This is a genomic window from Brachybacterium rhamnosum (assembly GCF_039526185.1).
Classification (GTDB): domain Bacteria; phylum Actinomycetota; class Actinomycetes; order Actinomycetales; family Dermabacteraceae; genus Brachybacterium; species Brachybacterium rhamnosum.
In genome coordinates, this window is the sequence record NZ_BAAAIS010000002.1 from 1,623,410 (window position 1) to 1,645,397 (window position 21,988).

A 21,988-nucleotide genomic window follows, 5' to 3' on the forward strand; every position below is an offset into this window, starting at 1 on the left:
AGGAGCACCATGACCATCCCGATCCCCGCGGAGGACCCGCGGCACGTGCCGAACCGTGCCGTCGTGGACCCCTCGGCCATCACCGAGAACACCCGCGCCATCGCGGGCACCCTCGCCGGGCACACCGCCCTGATGGCCGTCGTGAAGGCGGACGGCTACGGGCACGGCATGCTCACCGCCGCCCGCGCGGCCCTCGAGGGCGGCGCGACCTGGCTCGGCGTGGCCCACCCCGCGAGCGCCCTCGCCCTCTCGCGCGCGGGCCTCGACGTCAACATCCTCACCTGGCTCTACGAGCCGGAGACCGCGAAGGCCGTGCTGCCGGAGGCCCTGCGCGCCGGCGTCAACGTCTCCGTCGGCTCCTTCGAGATGGTCTCGCTGCTCTCCGAGGCCGCCCGGCAGGCCGACCGCCGCGCCCGCCTCCACCTCAAGATCGACACCGGCATGGGCCGCAACGGCGTGCTCCCGCAGGACGTGCGCCGCATCGCCGCCGCGATCCAGGAGGACGACTACCTCCGCATCGGCGCCGCCTGGACCCACCTGACCAGCGCCGACGACCCGGCGGACCCGGCGACCGACGCGCAGGTCGAGATCTTCGACGCCGCCTGCGCGGACCTCGCCGAGGAGATGGGCCCCGTCCCGCTGCAGCACCTCGCGAACTCCGCGGCGACGCTCACCCGCCCCGACCTGCACCGGGACATCGTGCGCCCCGGGCTCGCGCTCTACGGCTACGCCCCGGTGCCGACGGACCTCGAGCTGCGCCCCGCCATGAGCCTCACGAGCCGCCTCGCCCTGGTGAAGGAGGTGCCGGAGGGGCAGAGCGTCGGCTACGGCCGCACCTACGCCACCTCCCGCGCGACCCGGCTGGGCCTCGTCCCGATCGGCTACGCGGACGGCCTGCACCGCGCGGCGAGCGGACGCGCCGAGGTGCTCGTGCGCACCGCCGAGGGTGACGTCCGCGCCCCGCAGGTGGGCCGCATCAGCATGGACCAGATCGTCGTGGACCTCGGCCCGGACTCCGCCGCCCGTGCGGGGGACGAGGTCGTCCTGTTCGGCGCCGGCGCCCCCTCCGCGGAGGACTGGGCGCGCGCCGCCGGCACCATCCCCTACGAGGTGCTCACCTCCGTCTCCGGCCGCGTGGCCCGCGAGGTCCTCCCGTGACCACGCTCTGCGTCGCGACGGACCGCGCGGAGGGGACCCGCACCCTCGCCCGCGCCCTCGCAGGCGTCCTCCGCGCCGGTGACCTGCTCGTGCTCGACGGCCCCCTCGGCGCCGGGAAGACCACCTTCACCCAGGGCCTCGGGGCGGGGCTCGATGTGCGCGGTCCCGTCGCCTCGCCGACCTTCGTCATCGAGCGGGTCCATCCCGCGCTGAGCGGCGGCCCGGACCTCGTCCACGTCGACGCCTACCGGCTGGGCGCGGGGGAGGACCTCGACGACCTCGACCTCGAGGCGGACCTCGACCGCGCCGTTACCGTCATCGAATGGGGCCGCGGCCGCGTGGAGCACCTCGTGGAGTCGTGGCTGCTCGTGGAGCTCGAGCGGCCGGAGATCTGGGACGGCGACCCGGAGGACCCGGAGGAGCCGCGCACGATCCGCCTGACCCCGCAGGGCCCGCGCTGGGTCGCGACGGCCAGCGGCGACCTCGCCGAGACCCTGCGCTCCGCGGGGCTCTCCGTCACCACCACCACTGCCCCGACCGCCGCGATCGCGGCGGAGGACGAGGAGTCACGCTGATGCTGCTCGGGATCGACACCTCCGGCGCCGTGAGCGTCGCCGCCGCCCGCGGCATCCTCGGCGACGGCCCCCTCGAGGTCCTCGCCGTCGCCGGGGACGACCGCGCCCGCCATCACGACGAGGTGCTGCTGGGCCTCGTCGACGAGGTGCTCACCGCGGCCGGTGCCACCCGCTCCGAGGTCACGGGCGTCGTCGCCGGTCGCGGCCCCGGCCCCTTCACCGGGCTGCGGGTGGGGCTCGTCGTCGCGCGCACGATCGCGGCGGTGCTCGACGTGCCGCTCGTGGGCGTCTGCTCCCTCGACGCGCTCGCGCACGAGGCGCTCGCCGAGGCCGACACCGCGGCCGGTTCCGACGAGCCCGCCGTCGGCCCCGAGGCCGGGACCGCTGCACCGCTCACGGTCGCGGTCGCCCTCGACGCCCGGCGCCGCGAGGTCTACCACGCCCGCTACCGCCGCACGGAGGACGGGGACCTGGTGCGCGAGCACGGGCCCGCCGTCGGCGCCCCGGCGGACGTCGCCGCCGAGCTCACGGCCTGCGACCTGCTCGTGGGCTCCGGAGCCGCCCTGTACCCCGAGCTGCTGCCCGCGACCTCGTCGCTCGCGCACGCGGACGCCGGGCACCTGCTCGAGGTCGCCTCGCAGCTGGTCGCCCGCGGCGAGGACCTCACCGACACGGCCCCGCTGTACCTGCGCGAGCCCGACGCCGCGAAGCCCACCGCGCGCAAGAGCGCGCTGGGCCGCTGAGGCCCGGCCCGAGGCCATGCCGCCGATCAGCGCCGTGACCGTGGGCGGTCCCGCCCCGGAGCCCGGGACGCCCTGGGCCCTGCGCCGTGCCCGACCCGAGGACCTGGGCCCGATCGCCGAGGCGGAGCTCGCGCTCTTCCCCGGCGAGGCCTGGAGCCCCGCCCAGCTCGCCGAGGAGATCGCCCACCCCTCCCGGGACTACGTGGTCGCCGCCGAGGGCGAGGACGCCGCCGGCCCGCTGCTCGGCTACGCCGGGATCATGGTCGCCGGCGACGTGGCGGACCTGCACACGATCGGCACCCTGCGGCCGGGGGTCGGGATCGGCCGGGCGCTGCTGCGCTGGTGCGAGGAGGTCGCCGTGGTGCGCCGTGCGGAGCGCATGCTGCTCGAGGTGCGGGAGGACAACGACCGGGCCCGCACGTTCTACACGCGGGCCGGGTACGTGGAGATCGGTCGTCGCCCCGGCTACTACCGGCTCCCGGACCGCACCGTCGACGCCCTCGTCATGGAGCGCCGCCTGCGGGCCTGACAGCCCGCCGGCGGGCCCGGCCGCCGCCGATCAGACGAAGGCGCGGACCTTCTGGAACAGCTCGGGGTAGGACCGCTCGAGCCGGGCGGCGCCCAGACGCAGCCCCACGACCAGCACGACCGCGCCGATCAGGACGGCCACGAGCCCGGCGAGCAGCTCGATGAGCGGGCCGCCGCCCAGCAGACCCCAGATCGCGAGGCCGATCGCCGGGATCTGCGGCACGCCCACCGCGGCCGAGGTGATCGCCATCGAGAGCATGGCGTTCGCGCTCGAGGCGGACTTGTCCTTCATCGGGTTCGTGCCCGGAGGGGACGTGGGGTACGGCAGCAGCGTGCCCGCCAGGACCGAGGCGCCCCAGCCGGAGAGCACGAGCCCGAGCATGCCGAGCAGGATCACGGGCAGGTGCGCGGCCATGCCGAGCACGACGGAGACGGCGGCGGAGAGCACGAGCACGATCGGGAGCACGATGACCGCGGCGGCGACGACCCGGCCCAGCAGGTTCGCTCGGGCCGGCGCCCCGGCGGTGATGTTCACCCATCCGGCGGGGCCGTCGAAGCCGATCTCGTTGGAGATCGCGATGCCCGTGAGACCGCCCATCGCGACGACCATGATCATCATGAACGAGCGCGACTCCGGCAGCACGAACCCCATCGCCCCGAAGAACACGAACATCACCGGGTAGATGCTGATCGCCGCGAGGTAGCGGGTGTCCCGTCGCCAGTAGCGCAGGCTGCGACCGATCACCGCGCCGAGCGCCGTGCTGGGCGCCCAGCGGGGGACGAGGGCGGAGACCTTCGCCGTGCCGGAGGAGGCGTCCCCCGTGAGCGCGGAGGTCATCGCCGCGTCGAGGGAGCGTCGCCACCAGCGCCACACGAGCCAGATCGAGGCGGCCGTGACCGCGGCCCGCCCGAGGGCCACGAGGACCGCGCCCTCGGCGAGGTCCATGGGCACCGCGAAGGGGGCGCCGATCGGCGTCCAGGCGAGGACGTCCACGGCGACGAGGAAGGTGGGCAGCAGCTGGTCGAGGTCGAGAGAGCCGAGCGACTGCATGCCCACGGAGAAGGCGTAGACGACCGCGAGGAACACGACCATCGCGAGAATCCCGCCGAGCTCACGGCCGCTGCGGGAGCTCGCCCGACCGGCCTGGTGGGCGAACACGGCGCGCGGCAGCAGCAGGCACAGCACCACCCCGGCGAGGTTCGCAGGGACCAGGGCGATCAGCGCGAGCACCGTCCACAGCGGACCGGGGCCCAGGAGCAGCAGCCAGATCGCCTCGAAGACGGTCGCGACGGCGACGGCGGCGAGCGTGAACAGGCTCGGCAGGCTGAGCGCCGCGGCGGCGAAGAGGCCCGGCTGCAGCTCCCGGGCGCGCCGGGGGAGGAGGGCGAAGGCGCGGGCGTCGAGCGTGTCGTCGACCCCGAAGGCGAGGAGCGGCACCAGCAGCCAGAGGAGCACGGCGGCGACGCCGAGGGTGCGCAAGATCAGCGGGAAGGTCTCGCCCCCGCCGCTCCACAGTGTCGTCCCGAGGAAGGCGAAGGTGAGGCCCACAAGGCCGCCGAGCGCGTAGAGCGAGCCGATCACGGTGCCGACGATCTTGCCGACGTTCTTGCGGTAGGACCGCTTCCAGAGCGTCCACTTCAGGCCCATCAGCAGGCGGATCACCGCACGCGTCGGGATCTCGCCGTGGCCCGCGTGCTGCGCGGAGGCGACGGCGGTCTGCTCGCTGCTCAGGACTCCAGCCACGACAGGCTCCCCTCCGCGACGCGTGCGCCGCCCACGAGATCGATGAAGCGCTGCACGAGGGTCCCCTCGCCGCGCACCTCGGCGAGCGTGCCGTCGGCCTTGAGCTCGCCGCCCGCGATGATCGCGACGTGGCTGCACAGGCCCTCGACGAGCTCCATGACGTGGCTCGAGAGCACGACCGTGCCGCCGCCGTCCACGTAGGCGGTGAGGATGGTGCGGATGACCTGCGCGGAGACCGGGTCGACGGCCTCGAGCGGCTCATCGAGCACGAGCAGCCGCGGCGCGTGGATGAGGGCGGAGGCCAGCAGGATCTTCTTGGTCATGCCGGCGGAGTAGTCGACGACGAGCTTGCCGTCCTCGCCCGCGAGGTCGAGCGCCTCGAGGAGGGAGGCGCTGCGCTCCTCGACGGTCGCGGCGTCCATGCCGCGCAGCAGGCCCACGTAGGTGAGGAGCTCGCGGCCGGTGAGCCGGTCGAAAGTGCGCAGGCCGTCGGCGAGCACGCCGAGGCGTGCCTTCGCGCGGGCGGGCTGCTGCCACATGTCCTCGCCGAGCACGACCGCGCTGCCGGCGTCGGGCCGCAGCAGACCGGTCGCCATCGACAGCGTCGTCGTCTTCCCGGCGCCGTTGGGGCCGACGATCCCGTAGAACGAGCCGCGGGGCACGTCGAGGGAGAGCCCGTGGACGACCTCGCGGTCGTCGAATGACTTCCGCAGGCCGCGGATCGAGAGCGCGGCGGAGGAGTCGGGGGCGGCGGCGGCGTCGAGCGGCGCGGCGGCGCCGAGCTCCTCGGGCGCGACGGGGCGGGGGGCGGGGGAGGCGTCGGGCGTCGACATGCGCCCCACGCTAGTGACCCGCGCCCCTGCGGGACCCCGCCACGGGGCGCGAGGGGGTGCGACCTTCGTCGAGGACCTCCGGCCGGCGGCGCCCCGTCGGGCCGGGCCGCGTGTACCGGCTGGTCGTCGGCAGGTGCGGCCGCGAGCGGGGCCGCTAGAGTGTGCCCCGTGAGCCGATCGGCTCCGGAAGGAGAAGCGATGCCCAAGCTGCGTCCCGCCCCCCAGGGCCCCGCCCTCGCCCAGGAGGTCGCGGAGATCCCGATCGGCGTCCGCCGCCTCGGTGCCTGGTCCTGGAGGCTGCTCGTCATCGTCGCCGCCGCGGCCCTGCTGCTCTGGGGCATCAGCAAGATCTCCACGCTCGTGATCCCGGTGCTGCTGGCCGTGCTGCTCGCCGCGATGCTCTCGCCGATCGTCAAGCTGCTCACGAAGTACACCTTCCTGGGCCGCGGCGCCGCGAGCGCCGTCGCGATGCTGGGCCTGCTCATCGTCATCGCCGGCATGTTCACCCTCGCCGGCCGCCAGCTCATCGCCCAGTGGTCGGACATCCAGGACAAGGCGATCAGCGGTTTCCAGTCCCTCACGACCTGGGCGACCGGCACCTTCCAGATCGACGACACGATGATCAGCTCGGCGATCGACGAGGGCCTCACCCAGCTCCAGCAGAACGCCGACGCCCTGCTGAACTCGGCGCTGAGCACCGCGGCGGTCCTCGGCAACGTCGTCACCGGCATCGTCGTGTGCCTGTTCAGCCTCTTCTTCATGCTCTCGGGCGGCGCCGGGATCTGGCGCTGGGTGATCGGGCTGCTGCCCCCGCAGGCCCGCGTCCCCACGCACGAGTCGGTGCGCCGCGGCTGGAAGGCCCTCTCGGCGTACGTGCGCACGCAGATCCTCGTGGCGGCCGTGGACGCGACCGGCATCGCGATCGGCATGCTGGCCCTGGGCCTCGGCGTGTACGCCGTGCCGATCTGGCTGCTCGTCTTCCTGTTCTCGTTCATCCCGCTCGTGGGCGCGATCCTCTCCGGCGCGATCGCGGTGCTGCTGGTGCTCGTGCTGAACGGCTGGGTGGGCGCGATCATCATGCTCGTCGTGGTGCTCGGCGTGCAGCAGCTCGAGGGCAACGTGCTCCAGCCCTTCCTCATGGGCAAGGCCGTCGAGCTCCACCCGCTCGCGGTGTTCCTCGGCGTGGCCGCGGGCGCGATGGTCGCCGGCATCCCCGGTGCGCTCTTCGCGATCCCGATCATCGCCTTCGTCAACGCGACGATGCTCTACCTGGTGGGTCGTGACCCGAGCCCCGAGCTGGGCACGGACCCCACGCTGAGGACCTTCCTCGCCTCGCTGGGCCGCGGCGCCCGCGGCTCCGACGCCGAGGAGGAGGCGAGCGAGCACGAGGTCGAGGGGGAGAAGACCGAGGAGCCGGACGAGGACGCGCCGGCGACGGCCCCCGAGGGCGATGCGGAGGACACCCCCGTGACGGCCCCCGAGAAGGCGCCCGGGAGGGCTCCGGGGACGACGACCACCGAGGGCTGATCCCCTCCGCGGCCGTCCCCGGTCCTCCGGGACCCGGACACGACGAAGCCCCCACCGGCACGGCCGGCGGGGGCTTCGCTCTCCGCTGTCCCGCGCGGACCCCGGCGCGGGAGGCCTGCGGTCAGGCCTTGTAGGGCGTGGCCCCGGTGATCTCGATCGGCAGCGACTTGCCGTTGGGGGCGGTGTAGTCGATCGTCTGGCCGACGCTGGCGCCGTGGATCGCCGCGCCGAGCGGGGAGTCCGAGGAGAAGACCTCGAGGTCGGTGCCCTCGGCGATCTCGCGGTTGCCGAGCAGGAAGGTGCGCTCGGAGCCGGCCATCGTGATGGTGACGACCATGCCGGGCTCGACGACGCCGTCGTCCTCCGGGGCCTCGCCGACCACGGCGTTCTTCAGCAGGTGCTTGAGGTCCGTGATGCGGGCCTCGTTCATGCCCTGCTCCTCGCGGGCCGCGTGGTAGCCGCCGTTCTCCTTGAGGTCGCCCTCGTCGCGGGCCGCGGCGATGCGCTCGGCGATCTCGGTGCGGCGCGGGCCCTCGAGCTCCGCGAGCTCGTTGGCGAGGCGGTCGTAGGCATCCTGGGTGAGCCAGGCGCCATTCGGCTGGCTGCTCATGGGTTCACTCCTGTCGTTCTGTGGGGTCGGGAGGGCCTGAGAGCCCTCCGACACGAATCACGGGGCACATGACATCCATGCGCCCCGTGTGCGGGTGATGACGTCCGGCGTGGAGCCGGTATCCGGAGAACTCTACACCGGGGGTGCGCGGTGGCCCCAGCATCCACGCAGGTGCCGACCGCGTGTTCGGCGGCCCGTCGGCGCCCGCGGGAGCGCCTCCGACGGCCCCGGGACCGCCGCGGCTCAGACCGGCGAGCAGTCGAGGATCTCGGCGGAGACCGCCTCGCCCTGGGTCGAGATCGTCACCGTGTGCGCGGTGCGGCGCTCGGTCTGCGCGGGGATCGGGACCTCGACGAAGCCCACCTGGGCGCGGCCGTCGTTCATCGCCTGGATCGTGCAGGTGGCGGCGTCGCCCGGATCCATCGTCACGGTGAAGTCCACGCGGATCGCGTGCTCGCCGACGTGGTCGTAGGAGACGAGCTCGGAGCGCACGGGCTGGTCCGCGAAGCGCAGCCCGACGAGCACGAGCACGACGAGCGCGACGGCCGCTCCGAGCACCAGGAGGAGGCGGGCGGTGCGTCGGGGGACGAGGGGCCCGCCGTAGCGGGCCGTGTCCCGGGCGGGGGAGTCGCTCATGGCGGGAGTCTCCCAGATGCACCTGGGACACGGCCCTCGGGGCGACCGCGGACGGCTGTGGCGGGAGCGACATCACGGAGCGACGGTCCAGGTGGGGTGGCGTAGTCTCGTGCGGTGCCGGACAGCGCTCCCGCGAGCGCCGCCCGCCCCGTCCCGGCGGCCTCCCGCCGCATCCTCCCGAGGAGAACCGTGAGCGTCCTGCGTCCCGCCCCTGACGAGCCCCTGCGCCTGGTGGCCGTCCATGCGCACCCCGACGACGAGTCGAGCAAGGGTGCCGGCACGATGGCCCGCTACGTGCGCGAGGGCGTCGAGGTCACCGTCGTCACCTGCACCGGCGGCGAGCGCGGAGACATCCTGAACCCCCACCTGCAGGGCGACGAGGAGATCGCGCGGAACCTGCCGGCCGTGCGCCGCGCGGAGATGGCCCGCGCGCAGGAGATCCTCGGCATCGCCCACGAGTGGCTCGGCTACGTCGACTCCGGCCTGCCCGAGGGTGATCCGCTGCCGGACCTGCCCGAGGGCAGCTTCGCGACCCTGGACCCGGCGGAGGCCGCGCGCCCGCTCGTCGAGGCGCTGCGCCGCCTGCGCCCGCACGTGCTCGTCACCTACGACGAGAACGGCGGATACCCGCACCCCGACCACATCCAGACCAACCGCGTGAGCATGGAGGCGTTCCGCCTCGCCGCGGATCCGGCGTACGCCCCGGAGCTCGGGGAGCCGTGGGAGGTCGCGAAGGTCTACTACACGAACGTCTTCCACCGCCAGAAGCTCGCGGTCGTCGCGCGCCACCTCCGCACGCACCAGATGCCCAACGAGGAGCTCGAGCTCATGCTCCAGCACTTCGACGAGAGCCGTGACCGCCTGCTCACCACACGCATCGACGTGAAGGACTACCTCGACGTGCGGGACGAGGCGCTGCGCGCCCATGCCACCCAGGTGGACCCCGAGGGGCCGTTCTTCCGGATCTCGCACGACGTGGAGCGCGAGGTGTGGGGCACGGAGGACTTCGAGCTGCACATCTCCCGGATCGGCGTGCAGCTGCCGGAGGACGATCTCTTCGCCGGCCTCCGCCCCGAGCAGGAGGAGGGCCGATGAGCCCCGTCGAGATCTCCCGTGCCGTGCTGCTGGCGGCGCCGTCCGACGGCGGCGACATGACCCCCAGCTCGATCACCCCGGGGACCCCGGGCTTCATCGCGATCTTCCTGGTGGGGATCGTGATCCTGCTGCTGGTGGTCGACATGAACCGGCGCGTGCGCCGCGTCCAGGCGACCGCGAAGGTCGAGGCGCGCCATGCCGCGGAGCAGGAGGCCGCGGAGCAGGAGGCCTCCGGGGCCGGTGCTGCCGAAGGTGAGTCGTCCACGACCGACGCCGACGGCGAGCCCCGTGACGGCGGCTCCGGGCCGGATGCCACCGATGCCCCTGGCACCCCGGAGGACCCGAGCGGGCGCTGACCGCCTCCGGGCCCCCGGCGCGGGGCCGGTGCGGGATCAGACGACGGCGATCGCCACGGCCACGAAGTGGCAGGCGAAGCCCGCGAGCGTCGCCGCGTGGAAGATCTCGTGGAAGCCGAACCAGGCGGGGGAGGGGTTCGGCCGCTTGAGGCCGTAGACCACCGCTCCCGCGGTGTACGCGAGGCCGCCCGCGACGAGCAGCCACACCACGGCCCAGCCGCCGCCCGCGAGGAACTGCGGCATGTAGAAGACCGCGATCCAGCCGAGCGCCACGTAGGCGGGGACGTAGAGCCAGCGCGGCGCGTGGGTCCAGAACACGCGGAAGGCGACGCCGATCAGCGCGCCCGCCCAGGCGATCGTCAGCAGGATCGCCGCGGACCGGGGCTCGAGCAGGGCCACGGCGAGCGGCGTGTAGGTGCCCGCGATGATGAGGAAGATGTTCGCGTGGTCGAAGCGGCGCAGGATGATCGCGTGCTGCGGTGACCAGGTGCCGCGGTGGTAGGTGGCGGAGACGCCGAAGAGCAGGGACGCCGTCGTCACGAACACGACCATCGCGAGGCGGTTCGCGAGCGAGTCCCCGAGCGCGACGATCACGAGCCCCGCGATGAGCGCCGCGGGGAACGCGGCGAGGTGGGAGATGCCGCGCAGGCGGGGCTTGGGCAGCGTGATGCCGAGCTGCCGGGCACGGGCGGCCACCGCGCGGGTGAGGGTGCGGGGCGCCCAGGGGTGGTCCTCCGCGGAGGGGATGTCGGCGTCGACCGTCTCCGAGCCCGCTCCGGAGCCGGGCGCGCGGCCGGCGGGGGAGCCGGCGGCGCGGGCGTGCGCGGCGTCCGCCGTGTCGACGTCGGTCGCGGCGGCCTGCGGGGCGGGCTGCTCCGTGGCGCCCTCGAGGGCGTCCTCGACGTCGGTGCCTGAGGTGGGGGCGACGGTCGGGCCGACGGGGGTCCCGTCGGGGGTGTCGCCAGGGTTCACGGCGGGGTTGCTCGCGCTCCCGCGACGGATTCCGGTGCTCATGCTCGAAGCGTAACCTACGCAACCGTAGGTTCATGGGTGCCGCCTGTGGCGATCCGGTGTGGATCTGCGCCGGGTGCCCGGAGCTGCTCCTCGCGTCACGGATAATGGACGAGCGCGGGAGACCGGGGAGGTCCGCGCCGCCCGCCTGGACGCCCCGGAGGAACGGAGATCGCCATGGACGACGACTCCCTCCTCTACCGCGTCTACGAGCGCCGCCTCACCAAGGAGCTCGAGGACTTCTCGCTGCCCCAGCACCTCGGCGTCATCGTCGACGGCAACCGCCGCTGGGCGAAGGCCGCCGGCGCCACCACCGCCCAGGGCCACCGCGCCGGCGCGGAGAAGATCGTCGAGTTCCTCTCCTGGTGCCAGGACCTCGAGATCCCGCTCGTCACCGTCTGGATGCTCTCCACCGACAACCTCCACCGCCCCGCGGAGGAGCTCGGCGCGCTCTACGCGATCATCATCGAGACGATCGAGCAGATCGCGGGCGCCGGCCACCGGGTGCGCCTCACCGGCAACGGCGACCTGCTGCCCGCCGAGGTGCAGGACGCGATCGCCGGGATCCGCGAGGCCGCCGTCGTCGACTCCCCGCTCACCGTCAACGTGGCGATCGGCTACGGAGGGCGCGAGGAGATCGTCGACGCCGTCCGCGAGCTCGTGCGGGACCTCGGCGCCCAGGGGCTCGGCCCGGAGGAGATCGCCGCCGCGATCAGCACCGACTCGATCTCCGAGCACCTCTACACGCGCGGCCAGCCGGATCCGGACCTCATCATCCGCACCTCCGGCGAGCAGCGGCTCTCCGGCTTCCTGCTGTGGCAGTCCGTGCACTCCGAGTACTGGTTCTGCGAGACCTACTGGCCCGGGTTCCGCCGCGTGGACCTGCTGCGCGCGCTGCGCGAGTTCTGCCGCCGCGAGCGCCGCTTCGGCGCCTGATCCCCGCTCCCGAGTCACCGTCCGGACACGGCGGCCGCGGGGTCCCGGACCGGCGGCCGGGCAGTGGCAGGATGGCCGATGAGTGATCCGGACAACACCGGATGACGATCGGGTGAACGTCGGTCCCGTGCCCCGCGGGAAGCGCCCGAGCGCGGGCGCCGGGACGGCTAGGGTCCAGGCAACCGCACAGGACGGAGGCTCCCATGGACGAGACCACCACCACCCGCGAGACGCTCCCCGAGCAGGGCGCGACGAGGAACGGGTCGCTGTACGGGACGGGGGTCGGGTCATCGCCGGGCGGCGTCGCACCCGTGGTGCCCTCGCTGCGACCGGGCGGCGCGCAGGAGGTGCTGCAGGACCTCGAGACCGGCGTCATCACCTACGTGCTGGACACCTCGGTGCTGCTCGCGGACCCGCTCTCGCTGAACCGCTTCGCCGAGCACGACATCGTGCTGCCGATCGTCGTCATCACCGAGCTCGAGGCCAAGCGCCACCACCCTGACCTCGGCTACTTCGCCCGCCAGGCGCTGCGCATCCTCGACGACCTTCGCGACCAGCACGGCAACCTCTCCCGCCCGCTGCCGATCGGCAAGGACGGCGGGCACGTGCACGTCGAGCTCAACCACATGAGCACCGCCTCCCTGCCGGACGGCTTCCGCCTCGGGGACAACGACACCCGCATCCTCGCGGTCGCCAAGAACCTGCAGCTCGAGGGCAAGAACGTCGTGCTGGTCTCCAAGGACCTGCCGATGCGGATCAAGGCCTCCGCCTCCGGCATCCACGCCGAGGAGTACCGCGCCGAGCTCGCCCGCGACCGCGGCTACACGGGCATGGTCTCCGTCGCGACGGACGAGGCCACCGTCTCCCGGCTGTACGACGGCGAGGAGGTCGAGCTGCCCGAGGTCTCCCACCACCCCGTGCACACCGGCCTCACGATCACCTCCAACCGCGGCTCGGCGCTCGGCCGGCTCACCCGCGACAAGAAGGTGCGCCTCGTCCCGGGCGACCAGACCGTGTTCGGCGTCTCCGGCCGCTCCGCGGAGCAGCGCATCGCGATCGACCTCCTGCTCGACGACTCGATCGGCATCGTCTCCCTCGGCGGCCGCGCCGGCACCGGCAAGAGCGCCCTGGCCCTGTGCACCGGCCTCGAGGCGGTGCTCGAGCGCCGCACCCAGCGCAAGATCATGGTGTTCCGCCCGCTGTACGCCGTGGGCGGCCAGGAGCTCGGGTTCCTGCCCGGTGACCAGGGCGAGAAGATGGGCCCGTGGGGGCAGGCGGTGTTCGACACCCTCGGCTCGATGGTCTCCCAGAACGTCATCGACGAGGTCGCCTCGCGCGGCATGCTCGAGGTGCTCCCGCTGACCCACATCCGCGGCCGCTCCCTGCACGACGCCTTCGTGATCGTCGACGAGGCGCAGTCCCTCGAGCGCAACGTGCTGCTGACGATGCTCTCGAGGATCGGGCAGAACTCCCGGGTGGTCCTCACCCACGACATCGCGCAGCGGGACAACCTGCGCATCGGCCGCTACGACGGCATCGCCTCCGTCGTCGAGGCGCTCAAGTCCCACGAGCTGTTCGGGCACATCACGCTGCAGCGCTCGGAGCGCTCGAAGGTCGCCGAGCTCGTCACCCACGTGCTCGACGAACCGATCGACTAAGCGGCGGGCCGCCCGCCCCGGAAGCGTGGGACGGGCGGCTATCCGTTGAGCCAGCCGTGGATCTCCTGCAGGGCGGGGTGCAGGAGATCCGGGGTCCACACCGGGTCCGTCTCCGGATGCGCGCGGAGGAAGCGTGCGCGCCATTCCCTGGTCCGCCGGTGTTCGATCGCGCTCACCACGATCGCCAGAGCGGCCGTCGCCGCCCCGATGATCCCGAGGACGATCCCGAGCATGCCCGGCGCACTCCCGAGGATCGCCGTCGGGAGCCATCGGAAGGACAGGGATCCCCCGAGGGTGAGAGCCCCGATCACTGCGAGCGTCGACGCGAGGACCGTCCAGGGATGCCGCCGCCGGTAGTCGATGACGGTCGCCGTGCCGGTGCGTTCGAGGGACGTGGCCCAGTCCCATTGCTGCGCACGGCGAAACGCTCTCCTCGCGGCCCGCACGATCAGGATGCCGATCCCGGTGGAGAGCAGCACCATGAGCAGGACCGTGATCGCCCCGTTCTCCCCGGTCCGGTCCACGATCATCAAAGCCACCACGGCGAGCCCGATGAGGAGCACAGCCGGATGGACGGGCAGCCTCCGGCTCGCGGTGCCCGATGGGGCAGCGCGTCGCCGCCCTGCGGTGACCCTGCGGCCCTCGAGACCCCGTTCGGCGCGTTCGCGCGCCACGACGACGTCGATCGGTTCGGGCCGGGACGTGACGACGGGCCATCTCCGGCGGAGCGACTGCAGACGTGCAGAGGCGCGAGGTGCGACAGCGAGCCACAGGCCGACCGTGAGCGCCGTGATGAGCACGCCGGGGACGACCATGAGCAGCGCGGTCCAACGTCCGCCCAGATCCGGTTCGTCGGCGATGAAGCCGTACACGGCGATCACGACGCCGGCGCACAGCACCAGCAGGGACAGGGCGAGCAGCAGGACGGCCAGCCGCTGTGCGGCCGTCCGCTCGAAGCGACGACAGTCCTGGGCGGAGAGCGCCTGTTGCGCGGCCACGGACTCCGCCAGTCGTATCTCGACGGCAGGGAGCAGGAGCCAGAGCAGGACCGTGACCGTGAGGCCGATGCCGGAGACGAGTGCCATGCCCGCGAACACCGCGCTGATCGCGCCGTCGCCGAGGTCCGTCTCGGAGAAGTCGGTCCCACCGCCGAGGGTCTGGAGGGCCCCGATGAGGAAGACGACGGGGAGGAGCAGGAAGGTGAGCGGCGCTGCGGTGATCGACCATGCGGCGACGGTGAAGACAGCGCGCAGCAGTGCGAGAGGCGGCGGCACGGGCAGCGGCTGCACCGTGGGCGGAGGGGCCCCGCCCTCACGAGGACTCATCATGCGTGACGCCGCACCGCTGCAAGGCGGCGATGCGGCGTCGCGGGCACCGCTCAGGCCTTCGGCGCGGTCATGGAGAGCACGTCGAGGGCGGAGTCGAGCTGCTCCTCGGTGAGCTCGCCGCGCTCCACGAAGCCCAGCGCGATGACGGCCTCGCGCACGGAGATGCGCTCCGCGACGGCGTGCTTGGCGATCTTCGCGGCGGACTCGTACCCGATCAGCTTGTTCAGCGGCGTGACGATCGAGGGGGAGGCCTCCGCGTAGAAGCGGGCCTTCTCCTCGTTCGCGGTCAGACCGGAGACGGTCTTGTCGGCGAGCACCGTGGCGGCGTTGGCGAGCAGACGGATCGACTCGAGCAGGCTCGTGCCCATGAGCGGGATCTGCACGTTGAGCTCGAAGGCGCCCTGCGCGCCGCCCCAGGCGATCGCCGCGTCGTTGCCCACGACCTTCGCGCACACCATGAGCACGGCCTCCGGGATCACCGGGTTGACCTTGCCGGGCATGATCGAGGAGCCGGGCTGGAGGTCCGGGATCGCGATCTCGCCCAGGCCCGTGTTGGGGCCGGAGCCCATCCAGCGCAGGTCGTTGCAGATCTTCGTGACGGAGACGGCGATCGTTCGCAGCGCCCCGGACATCTCGACGAGGCCGTCGCGGGTGGACTGCGCCTCGAAGTGGTTGCGCGCCTCGGTCAGCGGCAGCGAGGTCTGCTCGGCGAGGTTCTCGATGACCTTCTGGGGGAAGCCGACGGGGGTGTTGATGCCGGTGCCGACGGCGGTGCCGCCCTGGGGGACCTCCGCGGTGCGGGGGAGGGCCGCCTCGACCCGCTCGATGCCGTAGCGCACGGCCGCCGCGTAGCCGCCGAACTCCTGGCCGAGCGTCACCGGGGTCGCGTCCATGAGGTGGGTGCGGCCGGACTTCACGACGCTCTTCCAGGCCTCGGCCTTCTCCTCGAGCGCCTCGGCGAGGTGCGCGAGGGAGGGGAGGAGGTGCTCGACGACGCCCTGCGTCACGGCGACGTGCACCGAGGTGGGGAACACGTCGTTGCTGGACTGCGAGCAGTTCACGTGATCGTTGGGGTGCACCTCGAGGTCGCCGCGCGAGGCGAGGGTCGCGAGCACCTCGTTCATGTTCATGTTCGAGCTGGTGCCGGAGCCGGTCTGGTACGTGTCCACCGGGAACTGGTCGTCGTGCTCGCCGGCGATGACGGAATCCGCGGCGGCGACGATCGCGTCGGCGAGGGTCCCGTCGAGGACGCCGAGCTCCTTGTTGGCGCGGGCGGCGGCCTTCTTCACCTGGGCCAGGGCGTGGATGTGCGCCGGCTCGAGGCCCTGGCCGGAGATCGGGAAGTTCTCCACCGCGCGCTGGGTCTGCGCACGGTAGAGCGCCGAGGCCGGCACCCGCACCTCTCCCATGGTGTCGTGCTCGATGCGGTACCCGTCCTGATCGGCGGCGCTGACGGTCTGGGACATGGAGGAACCTCCTGGTTGATGCTCGTTCGGGATGGTGGTCGGTGCCCCGCGGGGCGGGGTGGGTCAGGCCAGCTCGTGGGCCCAGGGCGGGTTCGCCCCGGCGCGGGACACGGTCACCGCGGCGAGACGGGCGGCGCGGCGCAGCACGCCGGCGAGCTCGTCGGAGGGCAGCTCGCGCAGCTGCTCGCGGTGCTCGGGACCCAGCAGGGTGCGGTGGGCGAGGGCGTCGAGCAGGCCGGCGGAGAACGTGTCCCCGGCGCCCACGGTGTCGACGACCTCGACGCGCTCCGGGGCGACCTGCACGCGGCCGGCGTCGGTGAAGCCCACCGCGCCCTCGCCGCCGCGGGTGAGCACGGTGACGGCCGGGCCGAGGGGGCGCCAGGACGCGACGACGTCCTCGACGTCGTCGGTGCCGTAGAGCCACTCGACGTCCTCGTCGGAGGTCTTGACGATGTCGCTCAGCGCGATGTTCGCCTCGACGATCGGCCTCACCCGCGCGGGATCGCCCATGAGGGTGGGGCGCGCGTTGGGGTCGTAGCTGATGAGGGAGGTCGCACGGTGGCGGCGCAGCACCTCGGCGACGGTCGCGGCGCCGGGCGCGAGCACGGCGGCGATCGAGGAGGTGTGCACGGCGTCGATCCGCTCGGGCAGGCCGGAGGGGTCCGGGTCCCACACGAGGTCGAAGGTGTAGGTGGCCGCGCCGGTCGCGTCGAGCACCGCCTCCGCCGTGGAGGTGGGGGCGTCGACGATCGCACCGCCGGTGAGCAGCACGTGGGACTGCTCGACGTGCGCCCGGATCGCCGCGCCGCGCTCGTCGGAGCCGATGCGGGTGAGCAGGTGCGCGTCGTGTCCCAGGCGGCCCAGGGCCACGGCGACGTTCAGGGGGGAGCCGCCGGGGTGCTCCTGACGGTCACCGTCGGACTGGACGACGATGTCGGTGAGGGCTTCTCCGGCGATGAGGAATCTCGCTGTCACCGGGTGATCATCGCAGGTTTCGCGGGGAGGGGCGAACACGGGTGACAATGGGGGACATGCATGCCCAGCCCGAGGACTCCCCTGACCGCTCCGTCGCGACGGCGGCGGCCCCGGACGGCGACCCGGAGCAGGCACCGCGCACCTCGAACTACGAGCTCCCCTCGCGCAAGAACACGTCCCTGCGCAACATGACGTGGGCGCTCGGCATCATGATGGCCGTGGTCGCGCTGTTCGCGGTCGCGTTCTTCGGCGTCGGCAACGATCTCCAGCGGGAGGTCCCCGAGAACTCGCGGCTCGACGTGGCCGCGAGCGCGGAGCGCGCCCAGGCCGAGGTGGACTTCCCGGTCGCTCACCCTGCGCTCGACGAGGGCTGGACCGCCCGTAGCGCCCGCCTCGACGGCGCGGACCCGGCCGCCTGGACGATCGGCTACACGTCCCCCGCCGGGCACCTCGTCTCCCTCGAGGAGCAGGGCGAGGTCACCCCGCAGCTGCTCTCCGCGCAGATCCCCGGCTCCACCGTCCAGGAGGAGACGACGATCTCCGGCGCCGCGTGCCAGGTCCTCACCGGGGAGGGGGAGGGCGGCACCCAGAACGGCATCGCCTGCCAAGGGGAGGACTTCGGGATCCTCGTGCACGGCACGGCCGATCCCGAGGAGCTGCGCACCGTGATGGAGGCGGCGCTCACCTCGATCGGCTGAGCGGGGTCGAAGGACCGGCCGCGATCAGCGCTCCTGCTCGCGCCCGCGGCGTGCGGCGACGGCGTCGTCCAGGCGCTCGCGGGCGCCGTCGAGCCACTGCTGGCAGCGGCGGGCGAGCATCTCGCCCCGCTCCCACAGCGCGATCGAGTCCTCGAGCCCGCCCTGCCCGGACTCGAGGCGGCGCACCACGTCGACCAGCTGGTCGCGGGCGGCCTCGTAGCTGAGCGTGGCGACGTCCTCCGGCAGCGGGGCCTGGTCCTCGCCGCTCGGCTCGACGGGCTCCACGGATGCATCGGGGCTGGTCATGAGGTCTCCTCGTGGGTCGGGGGGATGTAGGGGTCCTGCGCGGTGCGCTCCACGCCGAAGCGGCCGCCGGCCACCCGCACGGACAGCGCGTCGCCGGGGGCGGAGTCGTCGGGGGAGCGGAGGATGCCGCCGTCGGGCGTCTGCACCACGGCGTAGCCGCGCTCGAGGGTCGCGAGCGGGCTCAGCGCGCGCACCTGGCGTCCCAGGTGCACCACCTCGTCCCGGGCGCGGTCCAGCCGCGAGCCCATGAGCGTGCGGGCGAGCGCGATGCGGGAGCGGATCTCCTCCTCGCGGCCCGAGAGGATCGAGCTCGGGTCCTCGAGCACGGGACGCGAGCGCATCGCCTCGAGCGCGCTCTGCTCCCGGTCGATGCGGGTGCGGATCGCGGCGCGCAGCCGCGTGCGTCCCAGCGTCAGCTGGTCCCGCTCGGCCTGGATGTCCGGCACGACGCGCTTCGCGGCGTCGGTGGGGGTGGAGGCGCGGACGTCCGCCGCGAGGTCGATCAGCGGGGTGTCCACCTCGTGCCCGATCGCGGAGACGATCGGGGTGCGGGCGCCGGCGACGAGGCGCACGAGCTGCTCGTCGGAGAACGGCAGCAGGTCCTCGAGGGAGCCGCCGCCGCGGGAGATGACGATGACGTCGACCTCCGGGGCGGCGTCGAGCTCGGTGAGCGCCGCGGAGACCTCCTTCACGGCGCGCGCACCCTGCACGGCGACCTCGCGGATCGCGAAGCGCACGGCGGGCCAGCGCCGTTCCGCGTTGACGACGACGTCCCGCTCCGCGGCGGACTCGCGGCCGCAGATGAGCCCCACGGTGCGGGGCAGGAAGGGGAGGGGCTGCTTGCGGGAGGCCTCGAAGAGCCCCTCCGCGGCGAGGCTGCGGCGCAGCTGCTCGAGCCGGGCGAGCAGCTCGCCGAGGCCCACGGGGCGGATGTCGTCCGCCTCGAGCTGGAGGCTGCCGCGCTTGGTCCAGAAGGTGGGCTTCGCGTGCACGACCACGCGCGCGCCGGGCACGGGCTCCACGGGGAGGGAGCGCAGCACGTTCTCGCGCACCGGGACGGAGAAGGACATGTCGACGTCGACGTCCCGCAGGGTCATGAAGGAGAGCCCGGCGCCGGGCCGCCGGTTGAGCTGGACGATCTGCCCCTCGACCCAGATCGGGGACATGCGCGAGACGTACTCGCCGACCTTCACCGACAGCTGCCGCAGCGGCCACGGGTTCTCCGGTGTGGTCTCCGCCGCGGTCGCGGCGGGCGCGGGCCGCGGGGCGGCCGCGGTCTGCTCGGGGAGGGGCACGGTCATGGGTCCACTCTGGCACGCGCGGCGGACACCCCGGGCCCGGCACCGCCGACGGGGGACGCGCGGGCGCTGGGGAGGAACGATCGGCGCGAGGCGCCGGGACGGCGCGTGATGTGGAGGTGTGGTGAGGCATGGCGCACCCCCGTGCCACGGGGCCTGCAGGTTTCCTACGATGGAGCGGTGAGCACCGGAACCGTCCTCCTTGCCGAGCCCCGCGGGTACTGCGCGGGCGTCGATCGCGCCGTCGTCGCCGTCGAGCGTGCCCTCGAGCACTACGACGAGACCGTGTACGTGCGCCACGAGATCGTGCACAACAAGTTCGTCGTGGACCGCCTGAAGGAGAAGGGCGCCGTATTCGTCGAGGAGGTCGACGAGGTGCCGGAGGGCGCCCTGGTCATCTTCTCCGCGCACGGCATCTCCCCGAAGGTCCGCGAGATGGCGGAGGCGCGCCACCTCCGCACGATCGACGCGACCTGCCCGCTCGTGACGAAGGTGCACAAGGAGGCCGTGCGCTTCGCCCGCGAGGACTACGACATCCTGCTCGTGGGCCACACCGGCCACGAGGAGGTCGAGGGCACCGCCGGCGAGGCGCCCGATCACGTGCAGATCGTCAACTCCCCGGACGACGTCGAGCACGTCACCGTGCGCGACCCGGAGAAGGTCGTGTGGCTCTCGCAGACCACGCTCTCGGTCGACGAGACCATGGAGACCGTGGACCGACTGCGCGAGCGGTTCCCGACCCTGCAGGCGCCGCCGAGCGACGACATCTGCTACGCCACCCAGAACCGCCAGGTCGCGATCAAGAAGATCGCGCCGGGCGCGGATCTCGTGCTCGTGGTCGGCTCCCCGAACTCCTCGAACTCGGTGCGGCTCATGGAGGTCGCGCTCGAGGCCGGGGCGAAGGCCTCCCATCGCATCGACGACGTCTCCGAGCTGCGCGAGGAGTGGTTCGAGGGCGTCGGCTCCGTGGGCGTCACCTCCGGCGCCTCGGTGCCGGACGTGCTGGTCCAGCAGCTGCTCGCCGAGCTCGCCGTGCGCGGCTACGGCGACGTGCAGCCCGTGCGCACCGCGACCGAGGACCTCATGTTCTCCCTGCCGCGGGAGCTGCGCCAGGAGATGAAGGCGGCCGGCGAGACGGACCGCCGCACCCGCCCTTCGGGCGACCGCGCGACCGCGGAGTCCTGAGCGAAAGGCCCTGGGCGCAGAGCCCAGGGTTCTGATCCCGGAGCGGCCCCTGGCGTCGGATCCTGGCGCCTCAGCCCGCGCGGTTCTCCCGCCCGGGGTCGCGACCGTCGGCCCCCTCCCCGCGGGCGAGGTCCGCGATCTCGTCCTCGCCGAGGCTGCGGGAGCGGCGCGTGAGCTGGTCGACCTCGTCGATCGAGGAGGCGGTGAGGCCCAGGTCCTCGAAGCGGCGCGCCGTGACCATGACCCGGGACTGCAGCGAGCCGACGGCGTCGTTGAACGCGGCGACGGAGGAGTCCAGGGAGCGGCCCACCTTGCCGAGGTGACCGCTCAGCGTCGCGAGCCGGTGGTGCAGCTCGCGGCCCGCCTCGAGCACCTCGCGGGCGTCCTTGTTCAGCGCGTCGGTGCGCCAGGTGTGCGCGACGGTGCGAAGCAGCGCGACGAGCGTCGCGGGGGAGGCGATGACGACGTCCTTGGCGAAGGCGTGCTCGAGCAGGCCGGGATCCGATTCGAGCGCCGCGGCGAGCACGCCGTCGCTCGGCACGAACATCACCGTGAACTCGGGGGTGTCCCCGAGGGAGGCCCAGTAGGACTTCTTCGCGAGCGCGTCGACGTGGCCGCGCAGGGCCTTCGCGTGGGCGCGGCGGCGACCTGCGGCGTGGTCCGGGTCGGTCTGCTCGATCGCGTCGAGGTAGGCGTCCATCGGGGCCTTCGCGTCGACGACGACGTGCCGGTCCCCCGCGAGATGAACGACGAGGTCCGGTCGCTGCCCGCGCTCGCCGCCGGCGCTCGTGCCCGCGTGCTGCTCGGTGAAGTCGACGTGCTCGAGCATCCCGGCGGCCTCGACGATCCGGCGCAGCTGCACCTCGCCCCAGCGGCCGCGGGAGGTGGGGGCGCGCAGGGCCGTCGTCAGCGCATGGGTGCCCGCGTCGAGCCGCTCGGTGCGCTCGGCGAGCTCGCCGAGGTGGCGGCGCAGGGCACCGTCGGACTGCGAGCGCAGCTGCTCGGTGCGGGCGAGCGCCCGCTCCACCTGGGCGAGGGACTCGGAGATCGGGGCGAGGGTGCGGGTGAGCTGCGCGTCCCGCGCGTGCTCGGTGGCCTCGCGCCGGGCGCTGTCCCGCTCGAAGCGCTCCCCGGCGAGGTCCAGCAGGGCGGTGGACTCCGCCTGCCGGTGGCCGTGGCCGGCCTCCGCGGCGCGCACCCGCTCGCGCAGCAGCAGCCAGGTCACGGCGGCGCCGAGCGCGGCGCCGGCCAGGAGGATGAGGATCACGGTGAGGGCGTCCATCCGCCCAGCACACCATGGGGGCCCGACGAACGACGCCTGC

22 protein-coding genes are annotated in these 21,988 nt (G+C 73.4%); 11 read left to right on the forward strand and 11 right to left on the reverse strand.

Annotation, left to right across the window (positions count from 1 at the left end; all coding sequences use genetic code 11):
- The first annotated feature begins 9 nt into the window (after nt 1-9).
- The 4 genes from alr to ABD080_RS09345 are packed head-to-tail and all read left to right on the forward strand — an operon-like array spanning nt 10 to nt 3,005.
- Entirely contained in the window at nt 10-1,158 is a 1,149-nt protein-coding gene (alr, locus tag ABD080_RS09330; RefSeq protein WP_137770171.1) for an alanine racemase, read from the forward strand.
- The gene (gene tsaE / locus ABD080_RS09335) at nt 1,155-1,733 is read left to right on the forward strand and encodes a tRNA (adenosine(37)-N6)-threonylcarbamoyltransferase complex ATPase subunit type 1 TsaE (RefSeq protein WP_343904457.1); all 579 of its coding nucleotides are present in this window, start codon (nt 1,155-1,157) and stop codon (nt 1,731-1,733) included. Before alr ends, tsaE begins: the two co-directional genes overlap by 4 nt.
- Nucleotides 1,733-2,476, forward strand: a complete 744-nt coding sequence (tsaB, locus tag ABD080_RS09340) for a tRNA (adenosine(37)-N6)-threonylcarbamoyltransferase complex dimerization subunit type 1 TsaB (protein WP_343904458.1) — start codon at nt 1,733-1,735, stop codon at nt 2,474-2,476. Before tsaE ends, tsaB begins: the two co-directional genes overlap by 1 nt.
- 16 nt (nt 2,477-2,492) lie before the next feature.
- Nucleotides 2,493-3,005: a GNAT family N-acetyltransferase gene (locus ABD080_RS09345; protein WP_343904459.1), complete on the forward strand. Its 513-nt coding sequence runs from the start codon at nt 2,493-2,495 to the stop codon at nt 3,003-3,005.
- A gap of 30 nt (nt 3,006-3,035) precedes the next feature.
- On the opposite strand, the gene ABD080_RS09350 is transcribed toward ABD080_RS09345, so the two are convergent.
- Nucleotides 3,036-4,748, reverse strand: a complete 1,713-nt coding sequence (locus ABD080_RS09350; RefSeq protein ID WP_343904460.1) for a hypothetical protein — start codon at nt 4,746-4,748, stop codon at nt 3,036-3,038.
- Nucleotides 4,733-5,581: an ABC transporter ATP-binding protein gene (locus ABD080_RS09355; RefSeq protein WP_343904461.1), complete on the reverse strand. Its 849-nt coding sequence runs from the start codon at nt 5,579-5,581 to the stop codon at nt 4,733-4,735. Before ABD080_RS09355 ends, ABD080_RS09350 begins: the two co-directional genes overlap by 16 nt.
- A 198-nt stretch (nt 5,582-5,779) precedes the next feature.
- Between ABD080_RS09355 and ABD080_RS09360 the strand changes: the two genes are divergently transcribed.
- A complete protein-coding gene (locus ABD080_RS09360; protein WP_343904462.1) occupies nt 5,780-7,108 on the forward strand; it encodes an AI-2E family transporter in 1,329 nt (442 codons plus the stop codon).
- Nucleotides 7,109-7,229: 121 nt separating this feature from the next.
- On the opposite strand, the gene greA is transcribed toward ABD080_RS09360, so the two are convergent.
- Entirely contained in the window at nt 7,230-7,718 is a 489-nt protein-coding gene (gene greA / locus ABD080_RS09365) for a transcription elongation factor GreA (protein WP_137770176.1), read from the reverse strand.
- Nucleotides 7,719-7,961: 243 nt separating this feature from the next.
- Entirely contained in the window at nt 7,962-8,354 is a 393-nt protein-coding gene (locus ABD080_RS09370; RefSeq protein ID WP_137770177.1) for a DUF4307 domain-containing protein, read from the reverse strand.
- Nucleotides 8,355-8,543: 189 nt separating this feature from the next.
- On the opposite strand from ABD080_RS09370, the gene mca reads away from it, so the two are divergent.
- A complete protein-coding gene (mca, locus tag ABD080_RS09375) occupies nt 8,544-9,449 on the forward strand; it encodes a mycothiol conjugate amidase Mca (protein WP_137770178.1) in 906 nt (301 codons plus the stop codon).
- Nucleotides 9,446-9,805 carry a hypothetical protein gene (locus ABD080_RS09380; protein WP_343904463.1) on the forward strand — a complete coding sequence of 120 codons (360 nt, stop codon included), beginning with the start codon at nt 9,446-9,448 and terminating at the stop codon, nt 9,803-9,805. The genes mca and ABD080_RS09380 overlap by 4 nt, the downstream gene beginning before the upstream one ends.
- A 36-nt stretch (nt 9,806-9,841) precedes the next feature.
- On the opposite strand, the gene trhA is transcribed toward ABD080_RS09380, so the two are convergent.
- Nucleotides 9,842-10,819, reverse strand: coding sequence for a PAQR family membrane homeostasis protein TrhA (gene trhA, locus ABD080_RS09385; RefSeq protein ID WP_370297260.1), 978 nt, complete (start codon nt 10,817-10,819; stop codon nt 9,842-9,844).
- A 174-nt stretch (nt 10,820-10,993) separates the two neighbouring features.
- Between trhA and ABD080_RS09390 the strand changes: the two genes are divergently transcribed.
- Both ABD080_RS09390 and phoH2 read left to right on the forward strand, forming a co-directional pair.
- Nucleotides 10,994-11,752, forward strand: a complete 759-nt coding sequence (locus ABD080_RS09390; RefSeq protein ID WP_137770180.1) for an isoprenyl transferase — start codon at nt 10,994-10,996, stop codon at nt 11,750-11,752.
- A gap of 203 nt (nt 11,753-11,955) precedes the next feature.
- Entirely contained in the window at nt 11,956-13,410 is a 1,455-nt protein-coding gene (gene phoH2, locus ABD080_RS09395; protein ID WP_205750688.1) for an RNA 5'-3' helicase PhoH2, read from the forward strand.
- A 38-nt stretch (nt 13,411-13,448) separates the two neighbouring features.
- Here the strand turns inward: phoH2 and ABD080_RS09400 are convergent, their stop codons facing one another.
- The 3 genes from ABD080_RS09400 to ABD080_RS09410 form a co-directional block, all read right to left on the reverse strand.
- Complete coding sequence (locus ABD080_RS09400; protein ID WP_343904464.1) at nt 13,449-14,738, reverse strand: hypothetical protein; 1,290 nt, start codon at nt 14,736-14,738, stop codon at nt 13,449-13,451.
- 50 nt (nt 14,739-14,788) lie between these two features.
- Nucleotides 14,789-16,204, reverse strand: coding sequence for a class II fumarate hydratase (locus ABD080_RS09405; protein ID WP_343904465.1), 1,416 nt, complete (start codon nt 16,202-16,204; stop codon nt 14,789-14,791).
- A gap of 63 nt (nt 16,205-16,267) precedes the next feature.
- The gene (locus ABD080_RS09410; RefSeq protein ID WP_137770183.1) at nt 16,268-17,179 is read right to left on the reverse strand and encodes a carbohydrate kinase family protein; all 912 of its coding nucleotides are present in this window, start codon (nt 17,177-17,179) and stop codon (nt 16,268-16,270) included.
- A 56-nt stretch (nt 17,180-17,235) separates the two neighbouring features.
- Between ABD080_RS09410 and ABD080_RS09415 the strand changes: the two genes are divergently transcribed.
- On the forward strand, nt 17,236-17,877 hold the full coding sequence (locus ABD080_RS09415) for a DUF4245 domain-containing protein (protein WP_343904466.1): 642 nt from the start codon (nt 17,236-17,238) through the stop codon (nt 17,875-17,877).
- Nucleotides 17,878-17,901: 24 nt separating this feature from the next.
- Here ABD080_RS09415 and ABD080_RS09420 read toward each other — a convergent pair whose 3' ends face one another.
- On the reverse strand, nt 17,902-18,183 hold the full coding sequence (locus ABD080_RS09420) for an exodeoxyribonuclease VII small subunit (RefSeq protein WP_343904467.1): 282 nt from the start codon (nt 18,181-18,183) through the stop codon (nt 17,902-17,904).
- A complete protein-coding gene (gene xseA / locus ABD080_RS09425; RefSeq protein ID WP_343904468.1) occupies nt 18,180-19,484 on the reverse strand; it encodes an exodeoxyribonuclease VII large subunit in 1,305 nt (434 codons plus the stop codon). Before xseA ends, ABD080_RS09420 begins: the two co-directional genes overlap by 4 nt.
- Before the next feature lie 177 nt (nt 19,485-19,661).
- On the opposite strand from xseA, the gene ABD080_RS09430 reads away from it, so the two are divergent.
- Nucleotides 19,662-20,666: a 4-hydroxy-3-methylbut-2-enyl diphosphate reductase gene (locus ABD080_RS09430; protein ID WP_343904469.1), complete on the forward strand. Its 1,005-nt coding sequence runs from the start codon at nt 19,662-19,664 to the stop codon at nt 20,664-20,666.
- A gap of 70 nt (nt 20,667-20,736) precedes the next feature.
- Here the strand turns inward: ABD080_RS09430 and ABD080_RS09435 are convergent, their stop codons facing one another.
- Nucleotides 20,737-21,948, reverse strand: coding sequence for a DNA recombination protein RmuC (locus ABD080_RS09435; protein ID WP_343904470.1), 1,212 nt, complete (start codon nt 21,946-21,948; stop codon nt 20,737-20,739).
- Nucleotides 21,949-21,988: the final 40 nt, after the last annotated feature.

What these genes read in the sequence shown, in the direction of transcription:
- alr (WP_137770171.1), top strand. Translation starts at nt 10, where the DNA reads ATGACCATCCCGATCCCCGCGGAGGACCCGCGGCACGTGCCGAACCGT.
- tsaB (WP_343904458.1), top strand. Translation starts at nt 1,733, where the DNA reads ATGCTGCTCGGGATCGACACCTCCGGCGCCGTGAGCGTCGCCGCCGCC.
- ABD080_RS09345 (WP_343904459.1), top strand. Translation starts at nt 2,493, where the DNA reads ATGCCGCCGATCAGCGCCGTGACCGTGGGCGGTCCCGCCCCGGAGCCC.
- ABD080_RS09355 (WP_343904461.1), bottom strand. Translation starts at nt 5,581, where the DNA reads ATGTCGACGCCCGACGCCTCCCCCGCCCCCCGCCCCGTCGCGCCCGAG.
- ABD080_RS09360 (WP_343904462.1), top strand. Translation starts at nt 5,780, where the DNA reads ATGCCCAAGCTGCGTCCCGCCCCCCAGGGCCCCGCCCTCGCCCAGGAG.
- greA (WP_137770176.1), bottom strand. Translation starts at nt 7,718, where the DNA reads ATGAGCAGCCAGCCGAATGGCGCCTGGCTCACCCAGGATGCCTACGAC.
- ABD080_RS09370 (WP_137770177.1), bottom strand. Translation starts at nt 8,354, where the DNA reads ATGAGCGACTCCCCCGCCCGGGACACGGCCCGCTACGGCGGGCCCCTC.
- ABD080_RS09380 (WP_343904463.1), top strand. Translation starts at nt 9,446, where the DNA reads ATGAGCCCCGTCGAGATCTCCCGTGCCGTGCTGCTGGCGGCGCCGTCC.
- trhA (WP_370297260.1), bottom strand. Translation starts at nt 10,819, where the DNA reads ATGAGCACCGGAATCCGTCGCGGGAGCGCGAGCAACCCCGCCGTGAAC.
- ABD080_RS09390 (WP_137770180.1), top strand. Translation starts at nt 10,994, where the DNA reads ATGGACGACGACTCCCTCCTCTACCGCGTCTACGAGCGCCGCCTCACC.
- phoH2 (WP_205750688.1), top strand. Translation starts at nt 11,956, where the DNA reads ATGGACGAGACCACCACCACCCGCGAGACGCTCCCCGAGCAGGGCGCG.
- ABD080_RS09400 (WP_343904464.1), bottom strand. Translation starts at nt 14,738, where the DNA reads ATGATGAGTCCTCGTGAGGGCGGGGCCCCTCCGCCCACGGTGCAGCCG.
- ABD080_RS09405 (WP_343904465.1), bottom strand. Translation starts at nt 16,204, where the DNA reads ATGTCCCAGACCGTCAGCGCCGCCGATCAGGACGGGTACCGCATCGAG.
- ABD080_RS09415 (WP_343904466.1), top strand. Translation starts at nt 17,236, where the DNA reads ATGCATGCCCAGCCCGAGGACTCCCCTGACCGCTCCGTCGCGACGGCG.
- ABD080_RS09420 (WP_343904467.1), bottom strand. Translation starts at nt 18,183, where the DNA reads ATGACCAGCCCCGATGCATCCGTGGAGCCCGTCGAGCCGAGCGGCGAG.
- xseA (WP_343904468.1), bottom strand. Translation starts at nt 19,484, where the DNA reads ATGACCGTGCCCCTCCCCGAGCAGACCGCGGCCGCCCCGCGGCCCGCG.
- ABD080_RS09435 (WP_343904470.1), bottom strand. Translation starts at nt 21,948, where the DNA reads ATGGACGCCCTCACCGTGATCCTCATCCTCCTGGCCGGCGCCGCGCTC.